General features: G+C 52.3%; 19 protein-coding genes. 5 read left to right on the top strand and 14 right to left on the bottom strand.

The features are described from left to right. The first annotated feature begins 18 nt into the window (after window positions 1-18). Window positions 19-753 (top strand): retron Ec48 family effector membrane protein, encoded by a 735-nt coding sequence (locus tag ACTH3S_RS08385; protein WP_441808563.1) that lies wholly within the window; start codon window positions 19-21, stop codon window positions 751-753. A 231-nt stretch (window positions 754-984) separates the two neighbouring features. Here ACTH3S_RS08385 and ACTH3S_RS08380 read toward each other — a convergent pair whose 3' ends face one another. Next, window positions 985-2,337 (bottom strand): tyrosine-type recombinase/integrase, encoded by a 1,353-nt coding sequence (locus tag ACTH3S_RS08380; RefSeq protein WP_441808561.1) that lies wholly within the window; start codon window positions 2,335-2,337, stop codon window positions 985-987. Window positions 2,338-2,637: 300 nt separating this feature from the next. Continuing rightward, the gene (locus ACTH3S_RS08375) at window positions 2,638-3,411 is read right to left on the bottom strand and encodes a hypothetical protein (RefSeq protein ID WP_441808560.1); all 774 of its coding nucleotides are present in this window, start codon (window positions 3,409-3,411) and stop codon (window positions 2,638-2,640) included. Between the two features lie 497 nt (window positions 3,412-3,908). On the opposite strand from ACTH3S_RS08375, the gene sstT reads away from it, so the two are divergent. Beyond that, window positions 3,909-5,132: a serine/threonine transporter SstT gene (gene sstT / locus ACTH3S_RS08370; RefSeq protein ID WP_441808559.1), complete on the top strand. Its 1,224-nt coding sequence runs from the start codon at window positions 3,909-3,911 to the stop codon at window positions 5,130-5,132. 34 nt (window positions 5,133-5,166) lie between these two features. Next, a complete protein-coding gene (locus ACTH3S_RS08365; protein WP_441808558.1) occupies window positions 5,167-5,694 on the top strand; it encodes a shikimate kinase in 528 nt (175 codons plus the stop codon). 20 nt (window positions 5,695-5,714) lie between these two features. On the opposite strand, the gene ACTH3S_RS08360 is transcribed toward ACTH3S_RS08365, so the two are convergent. The 3 genes from ACTH3S_RS08360 to ACTH3S_RS08350 all read right to left on the bottom strand — a co-directional run bounded on the left by ACTH3S_RS08360 (window position 5,715) and on the right by ACTH3S_RS08350 (window position 8,157). Beyond that, window positions 5,715-6,956, bottom strand: coding sequence for an aromatic amino acid transporter (locus ACTH3S_RS08360; protein WP_441808557.1), 1,242 nt, complete (start codon window positions 6,954-6,956; stop codon window positions 5,715-5,717). 169 nt (window positions 6,957-7,125) lie between these two features. Continuing rightward, window positions 7,126-7,281, bottom strand: a complete 156-nt coding sequence (locus ACTH3S_RS08355; RefSeq protein WP_441808556.1) for a hypothetical protein — start codon at window positions 7,279-7,281, stop codon at window positions 7,126-7,128. Between the two features lie 123 nt (window positions 7,282-7,404). Further along, the gene (locus tag ACTH3S_RS08350) at window positions 7,405-8,157 is read right to left on the bottom strand and encodes a 5-oxoprolinase subunit PxpA (protein WP_441808555.1); all 753 of its coding nucleotides are present in this window, start codon (window positions 8,155-8,157) and stop codon (window positions 7,405-7,407) included. Window positions 8,158-8,390: 233 nt separating this feature from the next. Between ACTH3S_RS08350 and ACTH3S_RS08345 the strand changes: the two genes are divergently transcribed. Together ACTH3S_RS08345 and ACTH3S_RS08340 are read left to right on the top strand one after the other, a co-directional pair. Then, on the top strand, window positions 8,391-8,783 hold the full coding sequence (locus ACTH3S_RS08345; protein WP_441808554.1) for a globin: 393 nt from the start codon (window positions 8,391-8,393) through the stop codon (window positions 8,781-8,783). 80 nt (window positions 8,784-8,863) lie between these two features. Continuing rightward, complete coding sequence (locus tag ACTH3S_RS08340) at window positions 8,864-10,603, top strand: SulP family inorganic anion transporter (protein ID WP_441808553.1); 1,740 nt, start codon at window positions 8,864-8,866, stop codon at window positions 10,601-10,603. A gap of 1 nt (window position 10,604) precedes the next feature. Here ACTH3S_RS08340 and ACTH3S_RS08335 read toward each other — a convergent pair whose 3' ends face one another. The 9 genes from ACTH3S_RS08335 to dctP all read right to left on the bottom strand — a co-directional run bounded on the left by ACTH3S_RS08335 (window position 10,605) and on the right by dctP (window position 20,270). Further along, the gene (locus ACTH3S_RS08335) at window positions 10,605-11,807 is read right to left on the bottom strand and encodes a multidrug effflux MFS transporter (RefSeq protein ID WP_441808552.1); all 1,203 of its coding nucleotides are present in this window, start codon (window positions 11,805-11,807) and stop codon (window positions 10,605-10,607) included. A gap of 83 nt (window positions 11,808-11,890) precedes the next feature. Further along, on the bottom strand, window positions 11,891-12,334 hold the full coding sequence (locus ACTH3S_RS08330; RefSeq protein ID WP_441808551.1) for a DUF4124 domain-containing protein: 444 nt from the start codon (window positions 12,332-12,334) through the stop codon (window positions 11,891-11,893). An 80-nt stretch (window positions 12,335-12,414) separates the two neighbouring features. After that, window positions 12,415-13,623 (bottom strand): glycolate oxidase subunit GlcF, encoded by a 1,209-nt coding sequence (gene glcF, locus ACTH3S_RS08325; protein ID WP_441808550.1) that lies wholly within the window; start codon window positions 13,621-13,623, stop codon window positions 12,415-12,417. Window positions 13,624-13,784: 161 nt separating this feature from the next. Then, window positions 13,785-14,852, bottom strand: coding sequence for a glycolate oxidase subunit GlcE (glcE, locus tag ACTH3S_RS08320; RefSeq protein WP_441808549.1), 1,068 nt, complete (start codon window positions 14,850-14,852; stop codon window positions 13,785-13,787). Continuing rightward, a complete protein-coding gene (locus tag ACTH3S_RS08315) occupies window positions 14,845-16,317 on the bottom strand; it encodes an FAD-linked oxidase C-terminal domain-containing protein (protein ID WP_441808548.1) in 1,473 nt (490 codons plus the stop codon). The genes glcE and ACTH3S_RS08315 overlap by 8 nt, the downstream gene beginning before the upstream one ends. A gap of 33 nt (window positions 16,318-16,350) precedes the next feature. Continuing rightward, the gene (locus tag ACTH3S_RS08310) at window positions 16,351-16,776 is read right to left on the bottom strand and encodes a GlcG/HbpS family heme-binding protein (RefSeq protein ID WP_441808547.1); all 426 of its coding nucleotides are present in this window, start codon (window positions 16,774-16,776) and stop codon (window positions 16,351-16,353) included. 19 nt (window positions 16,777-16,795) lie between these two features. Further along, the gene (locus ACTH3S_RS08305; protein ID WP_441808546.1) at window positions 16,796-18,331 is read right to left on the bottom strand and encodes a TRAP transporter large permease; all 1,536 of its coding nucleotides are present in this window, start codon (window positions 18,329-18,331) and stop codon (window positions 16,796-16,798) included. Further along, a complete protein-coding gene (locus ACTH3S_RS08300) occupies window positions 18,328-19,032 on the bottom strand; it encodes a TRAP transporter small permease subunit (protein ID WP_441808545.1) in 705 nt (234 codons plus the stop codon). The genes ACTH3S_RS08305 and ACTH3S_RS08300 overlap by 4 nt, the downstream gene beginning before the upstream one ends. Window positions 19,033-19,133: 101 nt before the next feature. Continuing rightward, window positions 19,134-20,270, bottom strand: a complete 1,137-nt coding sequence (gene dctP, locus ACTH3S_RS08295) for a TRAP transporter substrate-binding protein DctP (RefSeq protein ID WP_441808544.1) — start codon at window positions 20,268-20,270, stop codon at window positions 19,134-19,136. Window positions 20,271-20,407 lie beyond the last annotated feature (137 nt).

Raw genomic sequence — 20,407 nt, 5'->3', positions numbered from 1 at the left:
ACAAGATCACTTTAAACGCTGTCTGTCAGGTGCAAGTCCGACAGGCTGCTAGAGGGTAAATTTCGAAAAGCCGCCAAGGCTTCTATCGGAATATTTATAGTCGGAAGTTGCATATCAGTATTTCTATTTTTTACCGGACTTCAAGACTCTGGGGCTTTTCAAAGAGATATCTGCATCGAAAAAAGTTGCATAAAAAACTTTCTCGACTTTATAGAACTATCTACGGCAGCTTTCAGCACTACTCTTTCTTTGACCATTACGGCCTTTACAGTACTTGGCATATACTTTGCCGTTCTTAATTACATCTCAACTGCCAAGACTAATGCCATATCCAACCACCTACTAAACATTAATACGTTCAAAGATTATCTGAACGATGAACTAAAAAGAAAGGAAAGAATAAAAAAAGATTCTATAGACACTTTCAAGTGGTATAACTTAGTTTTCCCTTACTCAAAAAATGGACAACTAACACCAGGCTATAAATACGAGACACTTTTAAAAACTATTAATGACTGTATCAATCATTCAAACGAAGAGTACTCAAGTTCGAGCACTCCATCATTTGAATACAAGCCGCATCAAAGACGAATAATAGATGCAATGTCAGCCATCGGAATAAAAATTGAGTTTATGCCTAGGAATGATTTCAAAGAAGCGGAAAAGGAAATTATTGATCTCATAAACACGACAAATCAAGAGTTCTGCGGCGATCAGTCGCTTCAAAAATTATCTGAACCCAAGTATTTGTAGAGAAAACTTACTTTTCTCCCGAATATGGCACTGAACAATACTTGTAAATGTAAAGTTTTTTTCAAGCACTCGGGTATTACTCATGTTCCCAAGTGCGTTTCCCCAGCCTGATTGGTTCGCACTTCATATCCGTAATTAATACGGAAGTAGTGCGCTAGCAAGGAGTACGTTACTTAAGCCAACCAAGCTGGCGTGGCGGCAAAACAGCCGCCTTTCAATATGAATTTTTTACTAATTTTCTGTCTTCACAAGCGCAGACACATACTTTTCAAAGCTATTCATCAACTTCCGCCGCTTAGGGATCAACTGCCCCCTCTTATAAGCAGATCGGGCAGATGATGTTTCGAGGTGCGACAGCGCAAGCTCAGAAACATAGTCGTCAACATGCCCTTCCTCAGTCGAGAAATCCTTAAAGGCCGAGCGCATGCCATGAGCAGTGCCTACCTTGCCAGACTCCAGGTCTATAAACCCCGGCCCGCCGGCCTTAGAATCAGCTAGATGAATCTCTTTCACCGTCAAATTGAGGGCATTTTCACTCATTGTTTCTTTGCCACGATATCCCGGAAAAATATAAACGCCGCCATCTCGTGGCATCATTTTTAGAATTTCGATCGCCCGTTTTGTCAGCGGCACTTTGTGGTTTTTTCTCTTATCTTTCCTGCCTTTGATCTTCCATCCGGGAACAGTCCATACCCTCTCCTTAAAATCAATCTCCTTCCACTCAGCAAAGCGCACCTCACCGGGCCGAGCCGCGGTAAGCACCTGGAACTCCAATGCCCTTGCAGGAATCGTGTCGCGCTGCTGCAGCAATTTCCAGAATCGAGGTAGCGACTCGTAGCCTAAAGTCGGCTGGTGCTCTTCGTCGTGGATAGCTGCAGGGGATGCAAGAAAATATTCCAGATTACCCCGCCAGCGTCCTGGGTTGAGTCCATTCCGGAGTACACCATCGTTTTGAACCATTTCGCATATGTTGTTGATCGTAATTCGGACGCGTTCTGCAGTACTTGTTTTCTCTAGCCAGATCGCGTTCAGCGCCAAGACAACATGTCTTGTTTCAAGATCAGCCATAAGCATGTTCCCAAGAAGATGTAGGCAATAGTCCTCAAGGTGTTGCTCAAGTCGACGCGCCTGTTTCTTCGGGTTCACCCCCCTGAACTCAAGACATTTTTTCTCAAAATATTGCTGAGCCACATCGGCGAAAGTCCGTTGCTTTGCTTTATCAGCAATCAACTGCGACTTGGCAGCTCTTTGCGCTGCAATTGGGTCATATCCCTCGAATCGGATTTTATCTTTAATCTCACGCGCTTTATCCCTAGCCTGCGCCAGGGGCACCTCAGGATATGATCCTAGGCCAAGATCGACACGGTTTTCTCCAATAACTGTCCGTAATATCCAAGAGCGTGCCCCTACAGACTTCGGCTTCGTTGGAGGGCGACAATACAGACTCAACCCTGCGACACCACCCACCGCATGCATCTTTTTGCACGGATCGCCGACTTTTTTACCGTTCTGCGCTTTTGTAACTGTTCCATGAGAAAGCCGCTTTACCTGAAGCGCTCCCAGTTCCGCTGCCAATTTCGGCATTTTCCTATCCTCCAAACCTGATTGTCCCATCATCTGCCCCATCATTAGCCGCACTACTAGGTGCGGTCTGATGAGACAGAACGATACAGGGCTTTTGGGCCTTAGGAAGATTTAAGAATACAGATCAGACACTTAGCGTCGAGATGAGACAACATGCAACTTGAAAATGGTGCCGCCTCCGGGCACCATTAGAATTCAACGACTTAGCCCGCTTATTAGCGGGCTTTTTCGTTTCTGGCCTCCTAATGGGACACTCATGAGTGCGGTAGATTTAGGTTCCAGAAAAATCCACAAGACAGCTTAATTTTCCTTACTCGCTTGTTCGGCTGCTGACCGATTTTCAACATTCTCCTCACGATCCACATGACAAAACGACGAAGCCGATGAAAAGTCCGTCGCGTTCAGTTTTTCAACGGTCTTGCGCAACTTATGGCGCTGCCATAGCGACGCCAACCGTTTTGTATCCCACGAGACTGGCCTCAACGATAACTTGTCAGCGCTGAACGTGAGATCAAAACTTCGCTCTGCGCCAATGGGCATACTTTCAGGCCCGTATATGCCGATAAGGCGCAGCGTTAGTCGGGTGAACTCCAAGTCACCCTGAGGCCTATGTCCGTGCATCCTAATGCCTTCATCGCGGGCAAGCCGCTGTATGAGCTCGCTGAAAGTACCAATGTGCAAAAAGCCACCGGACTCCATTGGACCCTGCCTGATATTATCCATAACGTTCCGTGCTCGCCGATTTGAGATTGACTGACCGCGCGGCCCCTCTGGGTTTTCATCGCCTTCGCTGTATTCCTGTTCGAAATCAGTAACATCCATAGTGATGATGCCTTCCGAGGTCTCGAGTTCAGCGATGATGTACTCAATGAAAACTGCCTCTGCACTCATGTTGCTGATAAGACAGAGCGCATTGATGTCTTTATTGCGGCCACGGTTGATAATAAGTCGAGGACTGCGTTGCCGCCGAAACCCCAAGTACAGAAGTTGAGCGTAGACCAACCAGATAACCACCGAGCCTAAACTGGCACACACAGAAAGCACTTTTTGGTGATCAACTATCCAGTCGTACATAACGCTACCCTTCCCTTAAGTCGGTTTCTAGTTGATAAGTCCCTCGATACCGCCCCTCTCCGCTAACCAAGCTATCCCGGTCAGGTGTGCCTTGCGGGAGCATATGTCGTCTTCCGCATGCCAAGTTCCAAAATCCGAGTGCCAGTCGAACCCACTACCTTCAAACCCGAACTTATCATTAATTCAGGATTAGTGAATGTAAACCTCTCTCTCTAATAGCTGACGCACCATTCCCAGTATTCGCGGGTCACGGGTTAGACAACTAAAATGTACTAAGGGCATTGCCACAAAACACTAAGAGATGAAATTGAAAACGGGATCAACTGAGCAGGCCACTCCAGAAAAGCATCAGTCCTCTCGTGCAACAGGAACACTGGAAACTGAATCGTTTTACCAAGCAGGCAACTCGTTTACACTCCCCTGCCTTACGTATTCGACTATTTTATCAATCGCCGACTAGATACTGGTCCGTTTAAAAACTACACCCTGAGGTTTTCATGTTTTCTGGATTGAGCTCTATTTTCCGACCTGTGATGCGGCTAAGTCTTGTTTCTCAGATTGCCATCGGCATTGTTGCAGGTGTGCTGCTGGTGATTATATCGCCAGAGGCTGCAAGCTCTGTCTCGCTTCTCGGTCAGCTGTTTGTCTCAGCATTAAAAGCTGTGGCGCCTGTGTTGGTTTTTGTATTGGTGGCTGCAGCCATTGCAGGGCACAAGCAGGGGCAGCCCACCCATATTCGCGGCGTGCTGGTCCTTTATATCGTTGGAACGCTTGCCGCAGCAGTGGTTGCCGTGGTTGCCAGCTTCCTGATACCGACTGAGCTGACGCTAGATCTGACGGGTGTAAGTGGAAACCCGCCTTCGGGCGTTGCAGAAATACTGGAAAACTTGGTGCTCAGCGCTGTAGCCAACCCCGTAACCGCACTGATGGAAGGCAACTTCATTGCCATATTGGTATGGGCGATTGGTCTTGGCTTTATGTTGCGTACAGCCAGCGAGTCCACGCGCCAAGGCCTTAACGATCTTTCTGACGCCGTCTCCGGAATCGTTCGTGGCGTTATCCGCCTTGCGCCTTTAGGCATTTTCGGGCTTGTTGCCAATACACTGGCCGAGTCGGGCCTTGGCGCCCTGCTTGAGTATGGCCAGCTACTTGGCGTTATTGTGGGCTGCATGGTGTTTGTGGCGCTGGTGACAAATCCGTTGCTCGTATTCTGGCAGACCCGCCGCAACCCGTACCCGCTGGTGTTCGAATGCTTGCGCGGCAGTGCCATCACCGCCTTTTTTACTCGCAGTTCGGCAGCTAACATACCCGTTAACCTTGCGCTGTGTGAGCGCATGAAGCTGGATGCAGACACCTACTCAATATCTATTCCCCTGGGCGCGACCATCAACATGGCCGGTGCCGCGATAACCATTTCAGTAATTACTCTGGCTACAGCGAATACCCTTGGCATTCCTGTTGATTTCCCCACCGCACTGATTCTTTGCGTGGTCTCGGCCTTAGCTGCTTGCGGCGTTTCCGGTGTCGCGGGAGGCTCGCTGCTTTTGATTCCCATGGCTACAAGTCTGTTCGGGGTGCCCATTGAAGTTGCCATGCAGGTGGTTGCCATTGGCTTCGTAATCAGCGTGGTGCAGGATTCCACCGAAACCGCTCTGAACTCTTCCACCGACGTGCTGTTTACCGCCGCGGCCTGTCGGCGGGCGGAAGCCAAACAGGAATGAGCGTTAAACGGTTTTGCGAACTGGGGTACACAAAATGCTAGCAGAGTCTCGCAACCTCATTTTTGTCGGCATGCCAGGCAGCGGCAAAAGTACGGTGGGTGTTCTGATTGCCAAGAGGCTGGGGCTGGGCTTTCTCGACACAGATTTGCTGATACAGCAGGAAACCGGCCGCACACTCCAGGGCATTGTTGACGAGGATGGCCATGTCGCGCTGCGCGAGGCAGAAGAACAGGTGCTGTTGAGTGTGAATGTGCAGCGGCATGTTATCAGCACTGGCGGAAGCGCCGTGTATAGTGATAAAGCCATGGCACATCTTAAAACCGGGGGCACCGTTGTGTTCCTCGATATCTCTCTGGATACGATGATCGCGAGAATTGGCGACTACAGCCTCAGAGGTATTTCAAAGAGGCCGGATCAATCGCTCCTTGAGCTCTATAAGGAGCGATCCACCTTGTATGCCCGTTATGCCGATTTGACGATTCCGGGAGATCGCCTTAACCAGGAGCAGGTTTGTGACGCTCTGATAGACGGCCTGCACAGAATTGAATTTGAGGTGGGCTGAAAGTCACCCCTGGCTGCTAATTACCTCACACCCAACTCAACCTCTGGCAACCACCCTGCCATCCCCATAAAGTGGAACAGCACAGTCAACACACCAAAAACAAGCACCAATACAATGGCAGCGTTTCCACCAGGGGCCATAAAACCCGCTCTGCCACCTTCCAGCATCCTTGATTTCCGCGCTAACAAAGCCGGAATGATGCATGCCCAGACTGCCGCCGCAGCGCCGGCGTAGCCGATGGCCAATACGAAGCCGAAAGGGGCAAATAGCGAGAGTAATAAAGGCGGAAGAAAAGTGATTGCCCAGGTTTTGGTTCGCCCTTTGCGATCGTTTTTAAAACCCAGCAGGTCTGCTATAAAATCGAATGTACCCAGACCGAGGCCTATAAAAGACGACAAGATGGCTGCAGAGGAAAAGACGCTAATTATATTGGCAACCTGCTCCGAATCGATTGCAGACCCCAGAGCCGTTAACAACACATCCACATCACCACCCCGGACGACAACTGGGCCGAAATCTGCCCGGGGCAGGTTTCCAAAAATGCTCACAAGCCAGGCAAGATAAAACAACAGGGCCACCAGAGTGCCGCCGAGAATCGCCTTCTGGGCTTTTCGTTCTTCGCCATAATAGGCACGCAGCGAGGCGACTGAGTGATGGTAACCAAAGGAAGTTAGCGCCACCGGCAGCATGGCCAGAGCATATGGAGCGTATTGGCCGCCATGGTTAGCGGCGTCAAACAGTGTACTGGGGTCAATCCGGGTGGCAAGGCCAGATACTCCCAGGATGAAGCTCAACACCATGAAGGTTACAAGCACCACTGAAAGCCGGTCCACCGCACGGGTGGAATGCCAGACAACCAATGAGAACAGCAACACAAACACCACAGATGCCAGCTTGCTATCCACCCCGGCGAGGCTCTGGATGATCAGCCCTGAAGATGTGATGTAGGCATAAAGCAAGATGCCGCCCACAAAATAAACCGTCAGGTTACTGAAAACATTAACCCGCGCCCCGAGCATGGATTTGGTAACGGTATTAAACGACGCTCTCAGGTCATAATGCTTAAAAGCTTCAAGCAGCATCCAGCCAGATAAAGTCATCACCACCATGGTGAGCATTAGCGCCAGGCTAGACCACAGGGTCCAGGCTCCGGCGCCGGAACTGGGTAAGCCAAGCATGCCGGCGCCTATGCAAACGCCTGCGATGATACTGGCGCCGCCAGCCAGTGAGGGAGTTGGGCTAGGTGTTACTTGGTTTGTCACGCTTCTTCAGCCACCATCGGTCAGTAAAAGACCGAAGACTTTAACACTTTCAGCGTTAACGGGCTCAAGATCCGGTTCATCTGGCAGCTCTTCTTACAGGCCGGCCCGGTTATCACGGACATCATGAACGCTGTCCAGACGCAAAAAAGGATTTTCGTAAAACCACCTCTCAGGCAGCCTTGCGAAAATCCTCCATCCGAACGCTCTTGTCCCGGTTGCGGCGGTATTTGCTTTTGTCTTCAACCACGCGCATTTGATATTTCGGGGTTTTGAGATCCCGCTGCACTGCACTGTGTTTCGTAGGCATTGCCTTCTTTTTCGCCATTGTTATGTCTCCCTTGGCAGTTGGCTTACAACCTCAGATTATAACATCTAGCAATTTTTCAAGAGTGTAAGGAGTAACCCTCACGCTCTGACCAGGCTTGTGGGCCCTGCCCGTGGAGAGGTCCTATAGATGATCAGTCTTTGCCAAGGCGGCACGAATGGCTTGCGCGGCCAGTATGGAAGCTTCGTTGTCGCCGTGAACACATAAAGTGTCTGCCTGCAGGATCAGATCTTGCCCTTCCACCGTCTGTATCGGCAACCCTTCTGCAAAACGGATAGCCTGTTCAACAATGAGCTTTTGATCATGATGAACCGCGCCTTTTTTGCTACGAGATACCAGGCGTCCGTTCTGGTGATAAGCTCGATCCGCAAACACTTCGAACCACAACTGCAGGCCGTACTCCTTAGCCATCACCCGCACAGGCTCTGGCTCATTAGTTGCTGGTACAACGAGTACAAGCCCAGAGTCAAAAGCCTGCACGCCACGCATTACTGCAGCCAACAGATCGTGGTCGCCTGCCATGTCGTTGTACAAAGCACCATGGGGTTTAACATAGTGCAGCTGTGCACCCTCGGCCTTACACGTAGCCGACAGCGCGCCGACCTGATAAAGCACCAGATTTTCCACCTGCTCTGGAGTACAAGCCATAGATCTGCGACCGAACCCCACCAGATCCGGATAGGCCGGGTGTGCACCAATCATCACACCATGCGTTGAAGCCAGGCGCACCGTAGCGCGCATGATGTCGGGGTCAGAGGCGTGAAAACCGCAGGCAATATTTGCCAGATCCAACATAGGCATCAGTGCCGCATCGTTTCCCATAACCCATGGGCCAAGACTCTCACCTACGTCAGCATTCAGCAGCAGTTGTGTCACAATATAGCGCCTCTTTTTCCCGTTTTGTATTCAGCAACAATCTTGTTTCTTGATCGCTGCCTCTATGATTCCCAGTAAATCATGCACCGGTCCGACATTATCATCAATCCCGCAGCCTGAAGAGGCTTCGCTAGTTTTAGCGTTAACAAAACTCAACTGAATAAATCCCATTCAACCATTACCCTTAGCGCCCTACTTAAATTACCGCCATTTTTCAAGGACAGTTACTGCACATGAACAACACTGATCTGGTTTTTCAAAGTTATGGAAGATGCTGCAACCGTGACGAGTTTTTTGTCGATTTCTACGATCATTTCATGTCGAGTTCTGAAGCCATCAAGAACCGTTTTTTGGATACAGACATGAGCGCCCAGCGCCACCTTCTGCGACATGGCATTCTGCAGCTAATACTAACCGCACGGGGCATGCCGGATCGCAAACTAAAGGCACTTGGCGAGAGCCACAACCGGGCGAATTTTAACATCAAGCCTGAGTGGTACACGTTGTGGCTGGACGCACTGATGAAAACCGTTCACCTTCATGATCCCGAATACACCAAGCAACTTGGAGATGCATGGAGAGAAGTGCTGACTCCGGGAATCGATTTGATCCGCGGAGCTTACTGACCTGCCGGCTGATACTTCTTGATTCAGCCAATTGATTTCCACACACTTGCAGTTCAGCCCTCAAGCGAAATACTGCGTTTATGCTCTACAAATTACTACCTGGTTTGCTTTGGCTGCAGGGATATACGGCCCATACGTTAAGACGGGACGTAGTATCAGGCCTGGTTATTGGCGTTATGCTGATCCCACAAAGCATGGGCTACGCGGTGCTGGCTGGTTTACCGCCCGAGTTCGGGCTGTATGCCTCCATCTTCCCACCACTTTTATACGCCCTGTTGGGCACTTCCAACAAAATTTCCATTGGGCCGGTGGCGCTGGATGCCATCCTTATTCTTTCTGGCCTCAGCGTACTCGCCGAGCCTGGCTCGGATCACTACCTGCAACTGGCTGTAGAGCTGACGTTGCTGGTTGGTTTGATTCAGTTTCTGTTCGGGGTGCTGCGGTTTGGCTTTATCGTCAATTTCCTCTCCTACCCCGTTGTTGTTGGCTACACCTCGGCGGCAGCCATTATCATCATCGGTAGCCAGCTTCAGAGCCTGACAGGCGTTCATGTAGATAGCGCTAACGTGCTGGATCTCGGTTATCAGTTGCTGATAAATATAGGCAATTGGCACGGTGTGACCATCGGGATTTCTGTGACGAGCCTGTTGTTTATTTTTCTGTGCAAACGCCATTTACCCAAGCTGCCGAACGCACTGATTTTGCTGGTTGGCACCATGCTGCTATCGGGGCTATTTCATGCCGGCCAGGTTGGGGTAGATGTGATTAACTCGGTACCGCGAGGCTTCCCTGCCCTGCAAATACCCGATATAGATTTCGCAAAACTTCGCGAATTATTACCCGTGGCATTCACCGTGGCCCTGATGGGGTTTGTGGGCACCATGTCGATCTGCAAGTCACAAGAATCGCCAAAAGATAAGCGCAATGTACTGCCAAATCAGGAACTGATTGCCCTCGGCTTGGCAAATGCCCTAGGCGCCATGTTCCGGAGCTTTCCTGTGTCTGCCAGTTTTTCACGCAGTGCCGCGCTGCGAGAGGCGGGCGCACTGACTCAGGTATCGGCGATCATTTCCTCTGCACTGATCGCCATTACCGTGGTTTTTCTTACGCCGCTGTTTACCGACTACCCCTTACCGAAAGCCGTTCTGGCCGCAATCATCGTGATGTCGGTATTGGGGCTGTTCAAGTACAAAGAGATGAAAACCCTGTTCCAGCAGGACAGAAAGGAATTTGTAATCCTACTGGTCACCTTCGTGATCACTCTACTACTGGGCGTTCAGCAGGGGTTGCTAGTAGGCGTGGCCGTGTCGCTGCTACTGGTCATATACAACAGCACAACACCGCACATGACTGAGCTGGGCAAGCTCGATGGTGAAGATCTTTATCGGAACATCCACCGTTTCGAGACCATTAGCGTGCGCAAAGATTTGTTGATTTTCCGTTTTGATGCGCCTCTGTATTTTGCCAACAAGGACTACTTCAAGTCGCGGTTATACAGCCTGATGAAACGGCGCCCCGAGGGTGGGCTCAAGGCTGTGATACTAGATGCGCAGGCTGTGAGTAGCATCGACAGCACGTCACTGATCATGCTGGAAAGCGTGATCGAAAATCTGCGGGAACAGGGCGTTCAACTTTACCTGGTCAGCCTCATTGGCCCGGTTCGGGACACTCTCACGCACTCTGCGGCCTTGGGTGAGTATGTGCTGGATGAGCACATGTTCCCCCAGATAACGGATGCGGTGCTGTACATTGACCAGGGCATTAGCTCACGGGCCTCAATCGCCAAGCAGAGCAACGCAGGAAGAACCAAGCGAAGCTAGGCTATACTTGATTCTCCCGCGCAACCGCACTCGGCCCACCTGCCGCCAATACGGCCGCACCAAAGACACAAATAGCCATAACCAGCACGATAGGCAGCAGTGTTCCGCCAGCCAACGTAGCTGAAAGTGCGCTTATGGCTCCGGCAATGGTGAACTGCGCAGCCCCCAGCATCGCCGCGGCCGTCCCGCCAAGGTGAGGAAAGAACTCCAACGCATTGGCCATGTTGTTGGGAATAATGGCTCCCATAAAGCCAACCGCGACAATAATACAAGCGGCTATAACCCAGTAGGGCGCGCCAGCCCATGCGCAGATTACCAACGCACTAATCGCGATTGCCTGTAAAAATACGCAGGCTCTAAGAATTTGCACCGACTGGAAACTGTTGAGCAAGCGTCGGTTGAGTAGGTTCATGCTGGCCATGGCCACTATATTGGCCGCAAACAGCCCGGAGAACATGGCATTTGATAGCCCAAACCACTCCTGATAGATAAACGATGCGTGGGTGATAAACACCAGCATGGCGCTGAAGCACAGGGCCTGTAATCCGACAAAGCGCATGGTTACTCGGTGGCGAAGCACAAGCCCATAGTTGGTAACCAGCGTAGACACAGGGGTTTGAACTTTAGGCCGAGCTGGCAAGCGCCGAAACAATACAAAGTGCAGAACAACAGCCAGCAAGGCCGCATAGCCCGCCAGCATTAGGAAGATCGCATGCCATTCCCTGAAATAAAGCAGCGCTGAACCAATGGAGGGTGCCGCGGCAGGTGCAATAAACATGACCAAACCTATCAATCCAAACAGTCGCGCTGCGTCCTGTCCGCTGGTTTGATCACGAACAATGGCCGGCACAGACACCGCACAGAAAGCACCACCAACACCCTGCACAATCCGCCAACCCAGCATATCCGACAGCGTTTGGGCCTGGGCAACCATAAACGCAGCGCAGGCAAATACCACCAGCCCGGCGAACAGAACCTGCTGCCGGCCGTAGCGGTCGGACAATGGCCCACCTAGCAACTGCGCGAGGCCCAAAGCCCCCACATAGGCGCTCAAGGTAAGCCCCACACCACCATGCCCAATACCCAGTTCATCAGCGATTTCAGGGAATGCAGGCAGATACGCATCAAGTGCCAGCGGTCCCAAGGCAACGGTCATCCCTAGGAGGATGGCTAACTGTAGATGAGATAACGGTGTGGTGTTCAAACCAGTATTCCAACCAAAGAAACCTGACAGAGCATGAAAAACCTTTGTTTGTTAGGGTGCTTACTACACACCAGTCTACAGCATCAGCGCAAAATACACTCCCGACTCAACGCCTGACCGAGACTACGGCGTTTGCTGCGTAGGCTGTTGCCCTTGCTATTACCATAGCCGGCCCGAAGCTGTGATTGAACCTGCGCCAGCTTGCGTCGGTAATTCGCACAGGCTTTCTTCTGTTTCGCATTGGCCTTTGCTTTCGATTTTTTTCGGGATGCATCACCTTTTCGATCAGATGAGAGCAACCCTTTTACCTGCCTGCGGATACCCGAAACACGCTTGTGCTGACGAAGGTTATTCGCCATGGGTACGGTTACCGGGGTAGCCACTTCAACCGTCTGGTGACGTTTATCCGGTGGCGGGGAATCGGTGAAATGAACCACGCCGCTGGCGTCTGTCCAGGTATAGATATCGGCAGCAGCCGAAGACGAGAAAATAAACATCAAAACTGCAGCAGCCATAATCCTTGGCATAACCATCCACTCCCTGTGGTGACGTTAAGTGCCGAAGCAGTATAACGCGTACCACAGGGGTTGATAGAGAGCGAAACGGTTTACTGGTCGAGCAGTTCCACCCAGTGTTGTACTGGCACTTGGGATTTGCTCTCAAGGTGCATCTGGCAACCGATATTGGCGGTTACAATGCGGTCAGGGTTATCCCCGGTAAGCGCCTTGAGCTTGTTATCCAGCAGTTTCTGGCTGAGTTTTGGCTGTAGTACAGAGTAGGTGCCGGCGGAACCACAACACAGGTGCTTGTCTTTGGTCAGGGCCAGGTTAATGCCCGCTTTGGTGAGCACCTGCTCTACCACGCCGTTCTGTTTCATGGCGTGTTGCAGTGTGCAGGGGCAGTGGAATGCCACCTTTCCCGAACCCTGCTTTGCCTTGAGAGTGTCAAGATCCTGTTCCAGGAGGAACGCGCCAAGGTCGGTGCACAGTTCGCTGACTCTCTGCGCCTTTCCGGCGTATACGGGATCTTCTCTGAGCAAGTGGCCGTAATCCTGAACCATGGCACCGCAACCGGATGCGGTCATCACTAATGCCTCGGCACCGGCTTCGATGGCTGGCCACCAGGCGTCGATGTTCTGGCGCATACGCTCCAGGCCTTTTTCATGCTCACTGAGATGATAGTTCACTGCACCACAGCACCCGGCCTCTGGCGCTTCCACCATAGTAATGCCGAGTCTATCCAACACTCGGGCAGCTGCGGCGTTGGTGTTCGGCGTGGCGGACGGCTGCACGCAGCCGGCCAGGGCCAGCACAATCCGGTTATGGCTTGCGGCTGGCCAGGGGCTGGCTTGCTTTTTGGGTGGCACTTTTGCGCGCAGTTTGCCCGGCAGTATGGGGGCGAAGGTTTGCCCAAGGCGGAGCATGAATCCGAACAAGGCCCGGTTGGGTATTACCCGTGCCAAGGCCCAGCGCGTCCATTTGTCTTTCGGGGCTCGGGGCAGTTCTTTGTCAATTAGGCCGCGGCTGATGTCTACCAGGCGGCCGTACTGTACGCCGGAGGGGCATGTGGTTTCGCAGCTACGGCAGGTCAGGCAGCGATCGAGATGCTCGCGAGTTTTTTCGGTAACTTCGGCACCTTCCAGAAACATTTTCATGAGGTAGATGCGCCCACGGGGGCCGTCGCGCTCGTCGTTCAGTTCCTGGTAGGTTGGGCAGGTTGCAGTGCAGAAGCCGCAATGCACGCAGGCCCGCAGAATGGCTTCAGCCTCTTGCCCTTCTGTTGTGTTGGCGAACTGCTGTACTAGATTTGTTTGCATTTTTTGCCTGCTTAAACTCTCATTCGGTGTTTTAGCGACCGAGCCAACCCCTTTCTGAAACACGCTGTGAATACTTCCGTGTACGCTTGGCTACGCCATCCATGGCTTCGCACAGTTTCAGAAAGGGGTTGGCGCGGCCGCTGATCTGGCCTTGGTTGTGCCTACAGCCAGCTATACAGTCGGCCTGGATTAAATATTCCGTCTGGGTCGAACGACGCTTTCATTCGGCGCTGGATCATTTTAAGTGCATTGGGTTGGCTGTGCATGACCTCCCCGCTGCGGTCGCCGCCGCGGAACAGGCTTACTTGGCCACCAGCGGCTCGGGCCAAGGGTTCCATATCGCTAAGCTCTGCCGTTCCTCGGTACCAGCGCTGGGCGCCGGCCCAATCAATGAACCAGTCACCGTCCAAAGCCGGATTGGTAGCTGTGGAGCCGACGGAGAAGCGCCAGAGCGGTGCGTCTTTGTCGGAGAAGAATTCGTGTTGCATGTCTTGTACGGAACGCCAGAAAGCGTCGCCCTGCTCCATTACGTTGCCGCTCCACTTTTGGGCGGTAGCTTCTACTGCTGATTTTGCGCCGGAAAGGCGCAGGTACACTTTGCCATCCACCCAGCAAGCGGCAGTGATGGGCTTGGGTTCGGCTGTGCGGCTGTTCATGTAGTGCAGCACTTCGTCCATTGCCATGTCTTGCACCAGGGTTAGGCTGGCTGCGTGGCGGGGCATGACTTTTAGACTGATTTCGGTGATAGCACCAAGAGTGCCAAGGGCGCCTGCTTGTAGGCGGGATACGTCGTAGCCGGCGACGTTTTTCATGACTTCGCCGCCAAAACGTAGATGCTCACCTTTGCCATTAAGTAAGCGTATACCCAATACTTGGTCGCGTACCGATCCTGCCCAGGGCCTAGAGGGGCCGGAGAGGTTACAAGCCAATGTGCCACCGATAGTAGAGCCGGAGCCAAAGTGTGGGGACTCAAAATGCAGCGCTTGGCCTTGCTCAGCTAGAGCTGCCTCAATGTCGCTTAGTGGGGTTCCGGCACGTACCGTCATCACCAGTTCAACCGGGTGATAATCGACGATTCCAGTGTGCCCGCTCATATCAAGAATGCGGGCTTTCGGGTTTGGCTCTCGGCCTATAAAGGCTTTGCTACCACCGCCAACAATGTTGAGCTTTTCGCCGCTGGAGCGGGCTTGGAGCACCTGTTCCCGCAGTTGTTGAGAGATATCAGCCATGTGCGGCTTCCGTTTGTTCATGCTTGTGTTGTTTGTATTCGAGCGAGCGATATTCCTGGCAAAACTTCAGTGCGGGCACGCCCTTACCCGGGTTGAGAATGCCCGTGGGATCAAAGGCGGCTTTTACATCGTGAAATTGCTGCAGTTCCAGATCGTTAAACTGAATGGCCATCTGTCGGATTTTCTCTACGCCCACACCGTGTTCGCCGGTAATGCAGCCGCCAACGTCCACGCACATTTTCAGTATGCTGGCACCGAAGGCCTCCGTGCGTTCGAACTCACCCGGTACATTGGCATCAAATAGAATCAATGGGTGCAGGTTGCCATCGCCGGCATGGAACACGTTGGCGACGCGCAAACCGAACTCTTCACCCATTTTCTCCATTTCGGTCAATACATGGGCAATATGGCGGCGGGGAATGGTGCCGTCCATGCAGTAGTAATCCGGAGATATGCGACCGACCGCGGGGAATGCAGATTTTCGGCCTAGCCACATCAGCGCCCTCTCCTGCTCACTCTGGGAGGTGCGAACGGAAGTAGCGCCGAGTTTTCGGAAAACCGCCTCAGCCTCGGCTATGTGTTCATGTACTTCTTCTTCGGTGCCATCCACTTCGCAGAGCAACAGGGCTTTGGCTTCCCGCGGGTAACCGGCGCCGGCAAAGTCGTCGGCGGCCACAATGGCGTGGCCATCCATCATTTCCAGCCCACCGGGAATAATGCCGTGGGAAATAATACCGCCCACGGCGTCACCGGCTTTTTGTACACTGTCAAAGCCGGCCATCACCACCTGCGCCACTTCGGGCTTGGGCAGTAGTTTTACTTTCACCTCAGTTACCACGCCCAGCAGGCCTTCAGACCCGGTCATCACGGCAAGCAGGTCCATGCCACAGCCATCAAGCCCGTCACTGCCAATCGTTACCACGTCGCCTTCTGCGGTCACCATTTCCACGCTGAGAATGTTATGCACCGTAAGGCCGTACTTCAGGCAGTGCACTCCGCCTGAGTTCTCTGCCACGTTCCCGCCGATGGTGCAGGCAATCTGCGATGACGGATCCGGCCCGTAGTAAAGGCCGTATTGAGCCGCTTCTTCACTGATAGCAAGGTTGCGAACTCCCGGCTGAAGGCTGGCGGTTCGTGCCAGTGGGTCAATGTTCAAAATGCGATTGAACTTGGCCAACGAAAGCACCACGCCTTCTTTGTTCGGCATGGCTCCGGCGCTGAGCCCCGTACCTGCGCCCCTGGCCACCACCGGAACCCCGTGTTCGTGGCAGATGCGCATAACCCGCTGCACTTGGGTTACGGTTTCTGGTAGCAGCACCAGCAACGGCATTTCGCAATACATAGACATGCCGTCGCATTCATAGGGCTTCATGGTTTCGTCATCTGTGATGACGTATTCCGGATTTATAAATACCCGGAACTGCTCAGCCAGCTCTTCTTGGCTGATTTTCGATTTGTTTGTCATAAAGCCTCTCTCAACTTACCTTTCTCGCCTTTCTCAACTACCTTGAGCTTCGAAGTAGTCTATCCCCGCTTGGGCGCAGTCCATATCCTGCTGCGGTGTGCCGGAACTAAGCCCAATCCCCCCCACCACCTCGCCATCAACAACCACCGGCAGGCCGCCGCCGACGGAACTTATGCGGCCACCTACTTCGGTATGAATGCCGAACGCCAAACTGCCCGGCACGTTCACCGCGTTATAATCATGGGTGGCTTTTTGGGCGGCAGCCGCTGTGAAGGCTTTGTCTTGGGCAATGGTAACACTGCTCGTTTTGCCGCCGTTCATGCGCTCAAACGCGATCAGGTTGCCAGACTCATCCACAATGGCTATGCACATAGGCACACCAATCTCCCGAGCCTTTTCGGCGGCGCCTGCAATCAATAACTGCGCTTCCGAAAGATCCAACCGTTTAATCGTTAACATAACGTTTACCTCCTGAAAATTAGCCGTAAACAAGCCCAGGCAACCAAGTAACAACCCCTGGAACAACAATGCAGACCATCAGGCCGAATGCCTGAATGGCGAGGAACACCAGCGCGGACTTGAAAATCGTACCCATGGAAATTTCCGGCGGGCACACGCCACGGATATAAAACAGCGCATAACCGAAGGGTGGACTGAGAAACGACATCTGCATATTCACCAAATATAAAACCCCGAACCAGAGCACCACATCGTCTCCATCTACCGGTGGCAAACCGAAGAGACCCTCAAACGTAAGTGCTTTAACAATCGGAATAAAGATGGGAACCGCCAGAAGGAGAATGCCAACCCAGTCTAAGAACATACCCAGCACAACCAGCAGCACCATCAACAGAAACAGGATGCCGTAGGAGGACATGCCTGTGCCCAAAATGGCATCTGTTACAAACTCTTGGCCCCCCTGAAGAATGTAAAACCCGACAAATACCGAGGCTCCGAACATGATCCACAACACCATGGCCGTCGCTTTGGCCGTGGTTATCGAAGCCTCTCGCAGGCCACCAATGGAGAACTTACCGTGCATCAACGCAACCACAATGGCACCGAATGAACCAATGCCCGCAGCTTCAACCGGCGTTGCGATACCGCCGAACAGCAAACCGAGAACCAGAGCCACCAAAATCAAGGGTGCGATAAGGCCTTTCAACAGACGCAGTTTTTCGCCTAAAGAAATGCGCTCGCCCTCCGGTATTGGTGGCCCAAGGCTCGGGTTTAGCCAGCTACGAATCAGAACATAGGCGATATACAGGCTTGAAAGCATCAGCCCTGGGATCACCGAACCCAAGTAGAGTTCACCCACCGACTGCTGAGCCACCACCGCATACAAAATAGCCAGGATAGAGGGTGGAATGAGGATACCCAAGGTGCCGCCGGCCATAATGGAGCCTATGGCAATCTTATGGTCGTAACCCCGTTTGAGCATGGCAGGCAAGGCTATAATGCCCATAGTTACAACCGCCGCGCCGATTACCCCAACCATCGCCGCCAGAAGGGTAGAGGCCAGTATGGTCGCAGTTGCTAAGCCACCGCTAAGCCCGCCCATCCATTTGTAAACCACGCTGAACATTTCCTCGATCAGCCCGGCACGCTCCAGCATGGACGCCATAAAAATAAACAGGGGAATCGCCGCCAAGTCTGAGTTGGTCATCATCGGGAAAATCCGGCTGGGCACGATGTTAAGCATCATCGCGTCACCTACCAGGTAAACAAACAGCACCCCGAGGCCGCCCGTTACGAAGGCCAGCGGTAGGCCCATCATCAGAGCCACGAAAAGTGAGCCAAACATCAGGTATGTCAACGGGCCAATTTCAACACTGGCAAGGCTGCCGGCCAACTTGAACAGGAATCTCTCATCGCTGAACGGATCGTAGAACAGGATATTGATCATCTCGACGCAGATAACAAACCCAAGCCCTATCGTGGCCAGAATCATTAGCCAAGTGCCGAGCTTACCTACCAGGTTAGGGCCTGAAGCAGTCGTTGTGTTGGTGGTCATGCGGTATGCTCCTGGCCAAGGCGGACAAACAGAACAATATCCTTGATGAGTTTGGATATGCCCGCGAACAGAAGCAGAATGGAGCCAAGCAGCATCATGCCTTTAACGGGCCAGTACTGGATGCCCCAGGTCTCAACCGTGGTTTCGTTCATGGAGTAAGAGTTCTCGAAAAAGGTCCAGGAGGTAATCATCAGCACAAACGCAAACACGAAGAAGAACATGGAGGTAAAAATGTCCATGCCGATCCTGCCGCGCACCGGCAATAGGTTGTACACCACATCCACGCGAACGTGGGCGCCATGCAGCATTGCAAACGCACCGGCCAGTAGATACTGCATCCCCAGCAGCAAAAAGCTGGCCTCATGCACCCAGACAGTCGGCTGATTAAACAGGTACCGCATGATCACTTCGAAAAAGTAGAAAACAACTGCATTGACGGTCCAGAAAGCCACAAACTCGCCAGACTTATCGCTAATCCAGTCAATTGCACGAGTAAACCAGTTACCTTCGAACTTCAGATAAATCAGAGGGTCGTCTGCTTCTGCCTGTAACTCGGCCGGCGTCCTTCCAGGTTCCGCAGGCTCGCCGCCCCGGGCACGGGCCCATCTATCCCAAGCCATCATGAGCAGCGGCATAACCGCCAGCCAGCCCCAGTAAAACCAGTGCGGCATTACAAATCCGAAGCCTTCTAGGTCAGACATGTTGTTACTACCTCAGCCACAAAACAGGGAAGGTGGGGCGCCTCTTTCCGGAGCAGTCCAACCCTCCCCCCTGTGTTTTTATTGTTGTAGATAACGCAGGCTTACTTGCCTTCTACGCCCTCAAGATCCGCTTCAGTCACATAACCAACGGTATCGTTCATCATGTACTCAAGCTGCATATCAAATATGGCGCGTGCATCTTCATCCTTGTTAGCCCACTTGTACCAAATGGGAATAGCCTTACGGCGGAACTCTGCAAGATCAGCCTGGCTAAGCCGGGTGACCGTATCGCCGTCTGCCTTGAACTTTTCCATGGCTTCGATGTTGCGTTTCTGAATGGTGAGATAGTGGCGCTGGGAGTAATTGCGAACTTCCTCTTCCACCAGCGCTTGCAGCTTCGGATCTAGATTGTTCCAATTTCGTAGGTTGACGGTAAGATCCATCAGATCCACGGGTTGGTATATAGACATAACACCAGGAGGCCCGAACATGATGTAGTCGGTCACCTGAGAAAAGCCCAATTCGTAGTTCACCGCAGGGCCAACATAGTCCGCCGCGTCAATAGTGCCCTTCTCCAAAGCAGGAAAAATATCAGAGCCTGGCAAGCTTACGGTCGAAACACCAAACTGCTGGAATACTTCAGCCACCATGCCACCAGGCACACGCATCTTCATGCCTTTAAGGTCGTCTAGACTGTTAACCGGTTTTTTGGAGTGAATGATGTTGGCATCGTGCTGAATTGGCCCAACATAAAACAAACCGTATTTTTTATAGATTTCCCGGGTTTTCTCCAACATTCCCAATGAGTAAAACATCGTATCCCACTGATGCGGCTGATCTGGACCAGCGGGGTAGGAAGACAAAAAGACCGATGCGGGAATCTTGCCAGACCAGTACAAGGTGAATGGGTTCATACCCTGCAATACACCATTGCGCACAGCCTCAAACAGCGCATTATTATCTGCAGCAACGGCCTTGGCGGGAAAAGGTTTAAAAATAAGCTCTCCGCCACTTTTTTCCTTGATGCCCTCGCACCATTCTTCAAACAGATCATATCCGACGGTACCGGCATCCCAAACTGATTGAATTTTCCACGTGGTTGCAGCATAAGCCTGGCCTGCCCCCATCATCAGAGCACCAGCGAGAGCGGTACCAAGAGCTGCAGTTTTGAGAAAGCGCCTACGCGGCGGGGCAATGTCGGCTTCGCAATTATTTGAGGTGGTCTTGCTCGATTTCATGGAAACGTCTCCGTTGAAATTGTTTTTATAGAGGTCAGAGCAACACCGGCATAATGCCCGGCATCAGTATGGATAGTCGTAGTCGCCCCTGGTTTAGTCCAGCGGCCAGAACACTGGTCAGACCAGTTTTTAAATTC

The sequence above is a fragment of the Marinobacter sp. genome, assembly GCF_052094685.1.
Taxonomy (GTDB): domain Bacteria; phylum Pseudomonadota; class Gammaproteobacteria; order Pseudomonadales; family Oleiphilaceae; genus Marinobacter.
The sequence above is the reverse complement of the archived record's forward strand: the minus strand, read 5'-3'. Positions and strand labels throughout refer to the sequence as shown.

Coding starts and splice junctions, on each gene's coding strand:
- dctP (WP_441808544.1), bottom strand. CDS start 20,270: ATGAAATCGAGCAAGACCACCTCAAATAATTGCGAAGCCGACATTGCC.
- ACTH3S_RS08305 (WP_441808546.1), bottom strand. CDS start 18,331: ATGACCACCAACACAACGACTGCTTCAGGCCCTAACCTGGTAGGTAAG.
- ACTH3S_RS08365 (WP_441808558.1), top strand. CDS start 5,167: ATGCTAGCAGAGTCTCGCAACCTCATTTTTGTCGGCATGCCAGGCAGC.
- ACTH3S_RS08355 (WP_441808556.1), bottom strand. CDS start 7,281: ATGGCGAAAAAGAAGGCAATGCCTACGAAACACAGTGCAGTGCAGCGG.
- ACTH3S_RS08345 (WP_441808554.1), top strand. CDS start 8,391: ATGAACAACACTGATCTGGTTTTTCAAAGTTATGGAAGATGCTGCAAC.
- ACTH3S_RS08330 (WP_441808551.1), bottom strand. CDS start 12,334: ATGCCAAGGATTATGGCTGCTGCAGTTTTGATGTTTATTTTCTCGTCT.
- ACTH3S_RS08380 (WP_441808561.1), bottom strand. CDS start 2,337: ATGCCGAAATTGGCAGCGGAACTGGGAGCGCTTCAGGTAAAGCGGCTT.
- glcF (WP_441808550.1), bottom strand. CDS start 13,623: ATGCAAACAAATCTAGTACAGCAGTTCGCCAACACAACAGAAGGGCAA.
- glcE (WP_441808549.1), bottom strand. CDS start 14,852: ATGGCTGATATCTCTCAACAACTGCGGGAACAGGTGCTCCAAGCCCGC.
- ACTH3S_RS08300 (WP_441808545.1), bottom strand. CDS start 19,032: ATGTCTGACCTAGAAGGCTTCGGATTTGTAATGCCGCACTGGTTTTAC.
- ACTH3S_RS08315 (WP_441808548.1), bottom strand. CDS start 16,317: ATGACAAACAAATCGAAAATCAGCCAAGAAGAGCTGGCTGAGCAGTTC.
- sstT (WP_441808559.1), top strand. CDS start 3,909: ATGTTTTCTGGATTGAGCTCTATTTTCCGACCTGTGATGCGGCTAAGT.
- ACTH3S_RS08375 (WP_441808560.1), bottom strand. CDS start 3,411: ATGTACGACTGGATAGTTGATCACCAAAAAGTGCTTTCTGTGTGTGCC.
- ACTH3S_RS08340 (WP_441808553.1), top strand. CDS start 8,864: ATGCTCTACAAATTACTACCTGGTTTGCTTTGGCTGCAGGGATATACG.
- ACTH3S_RS08310 (WP_441808547.1), bottom strand. CDS start 16,776: ATGTTAACGATTAAACGGTTGGATCTTTCGGAAGCGCAGTTATTGATT.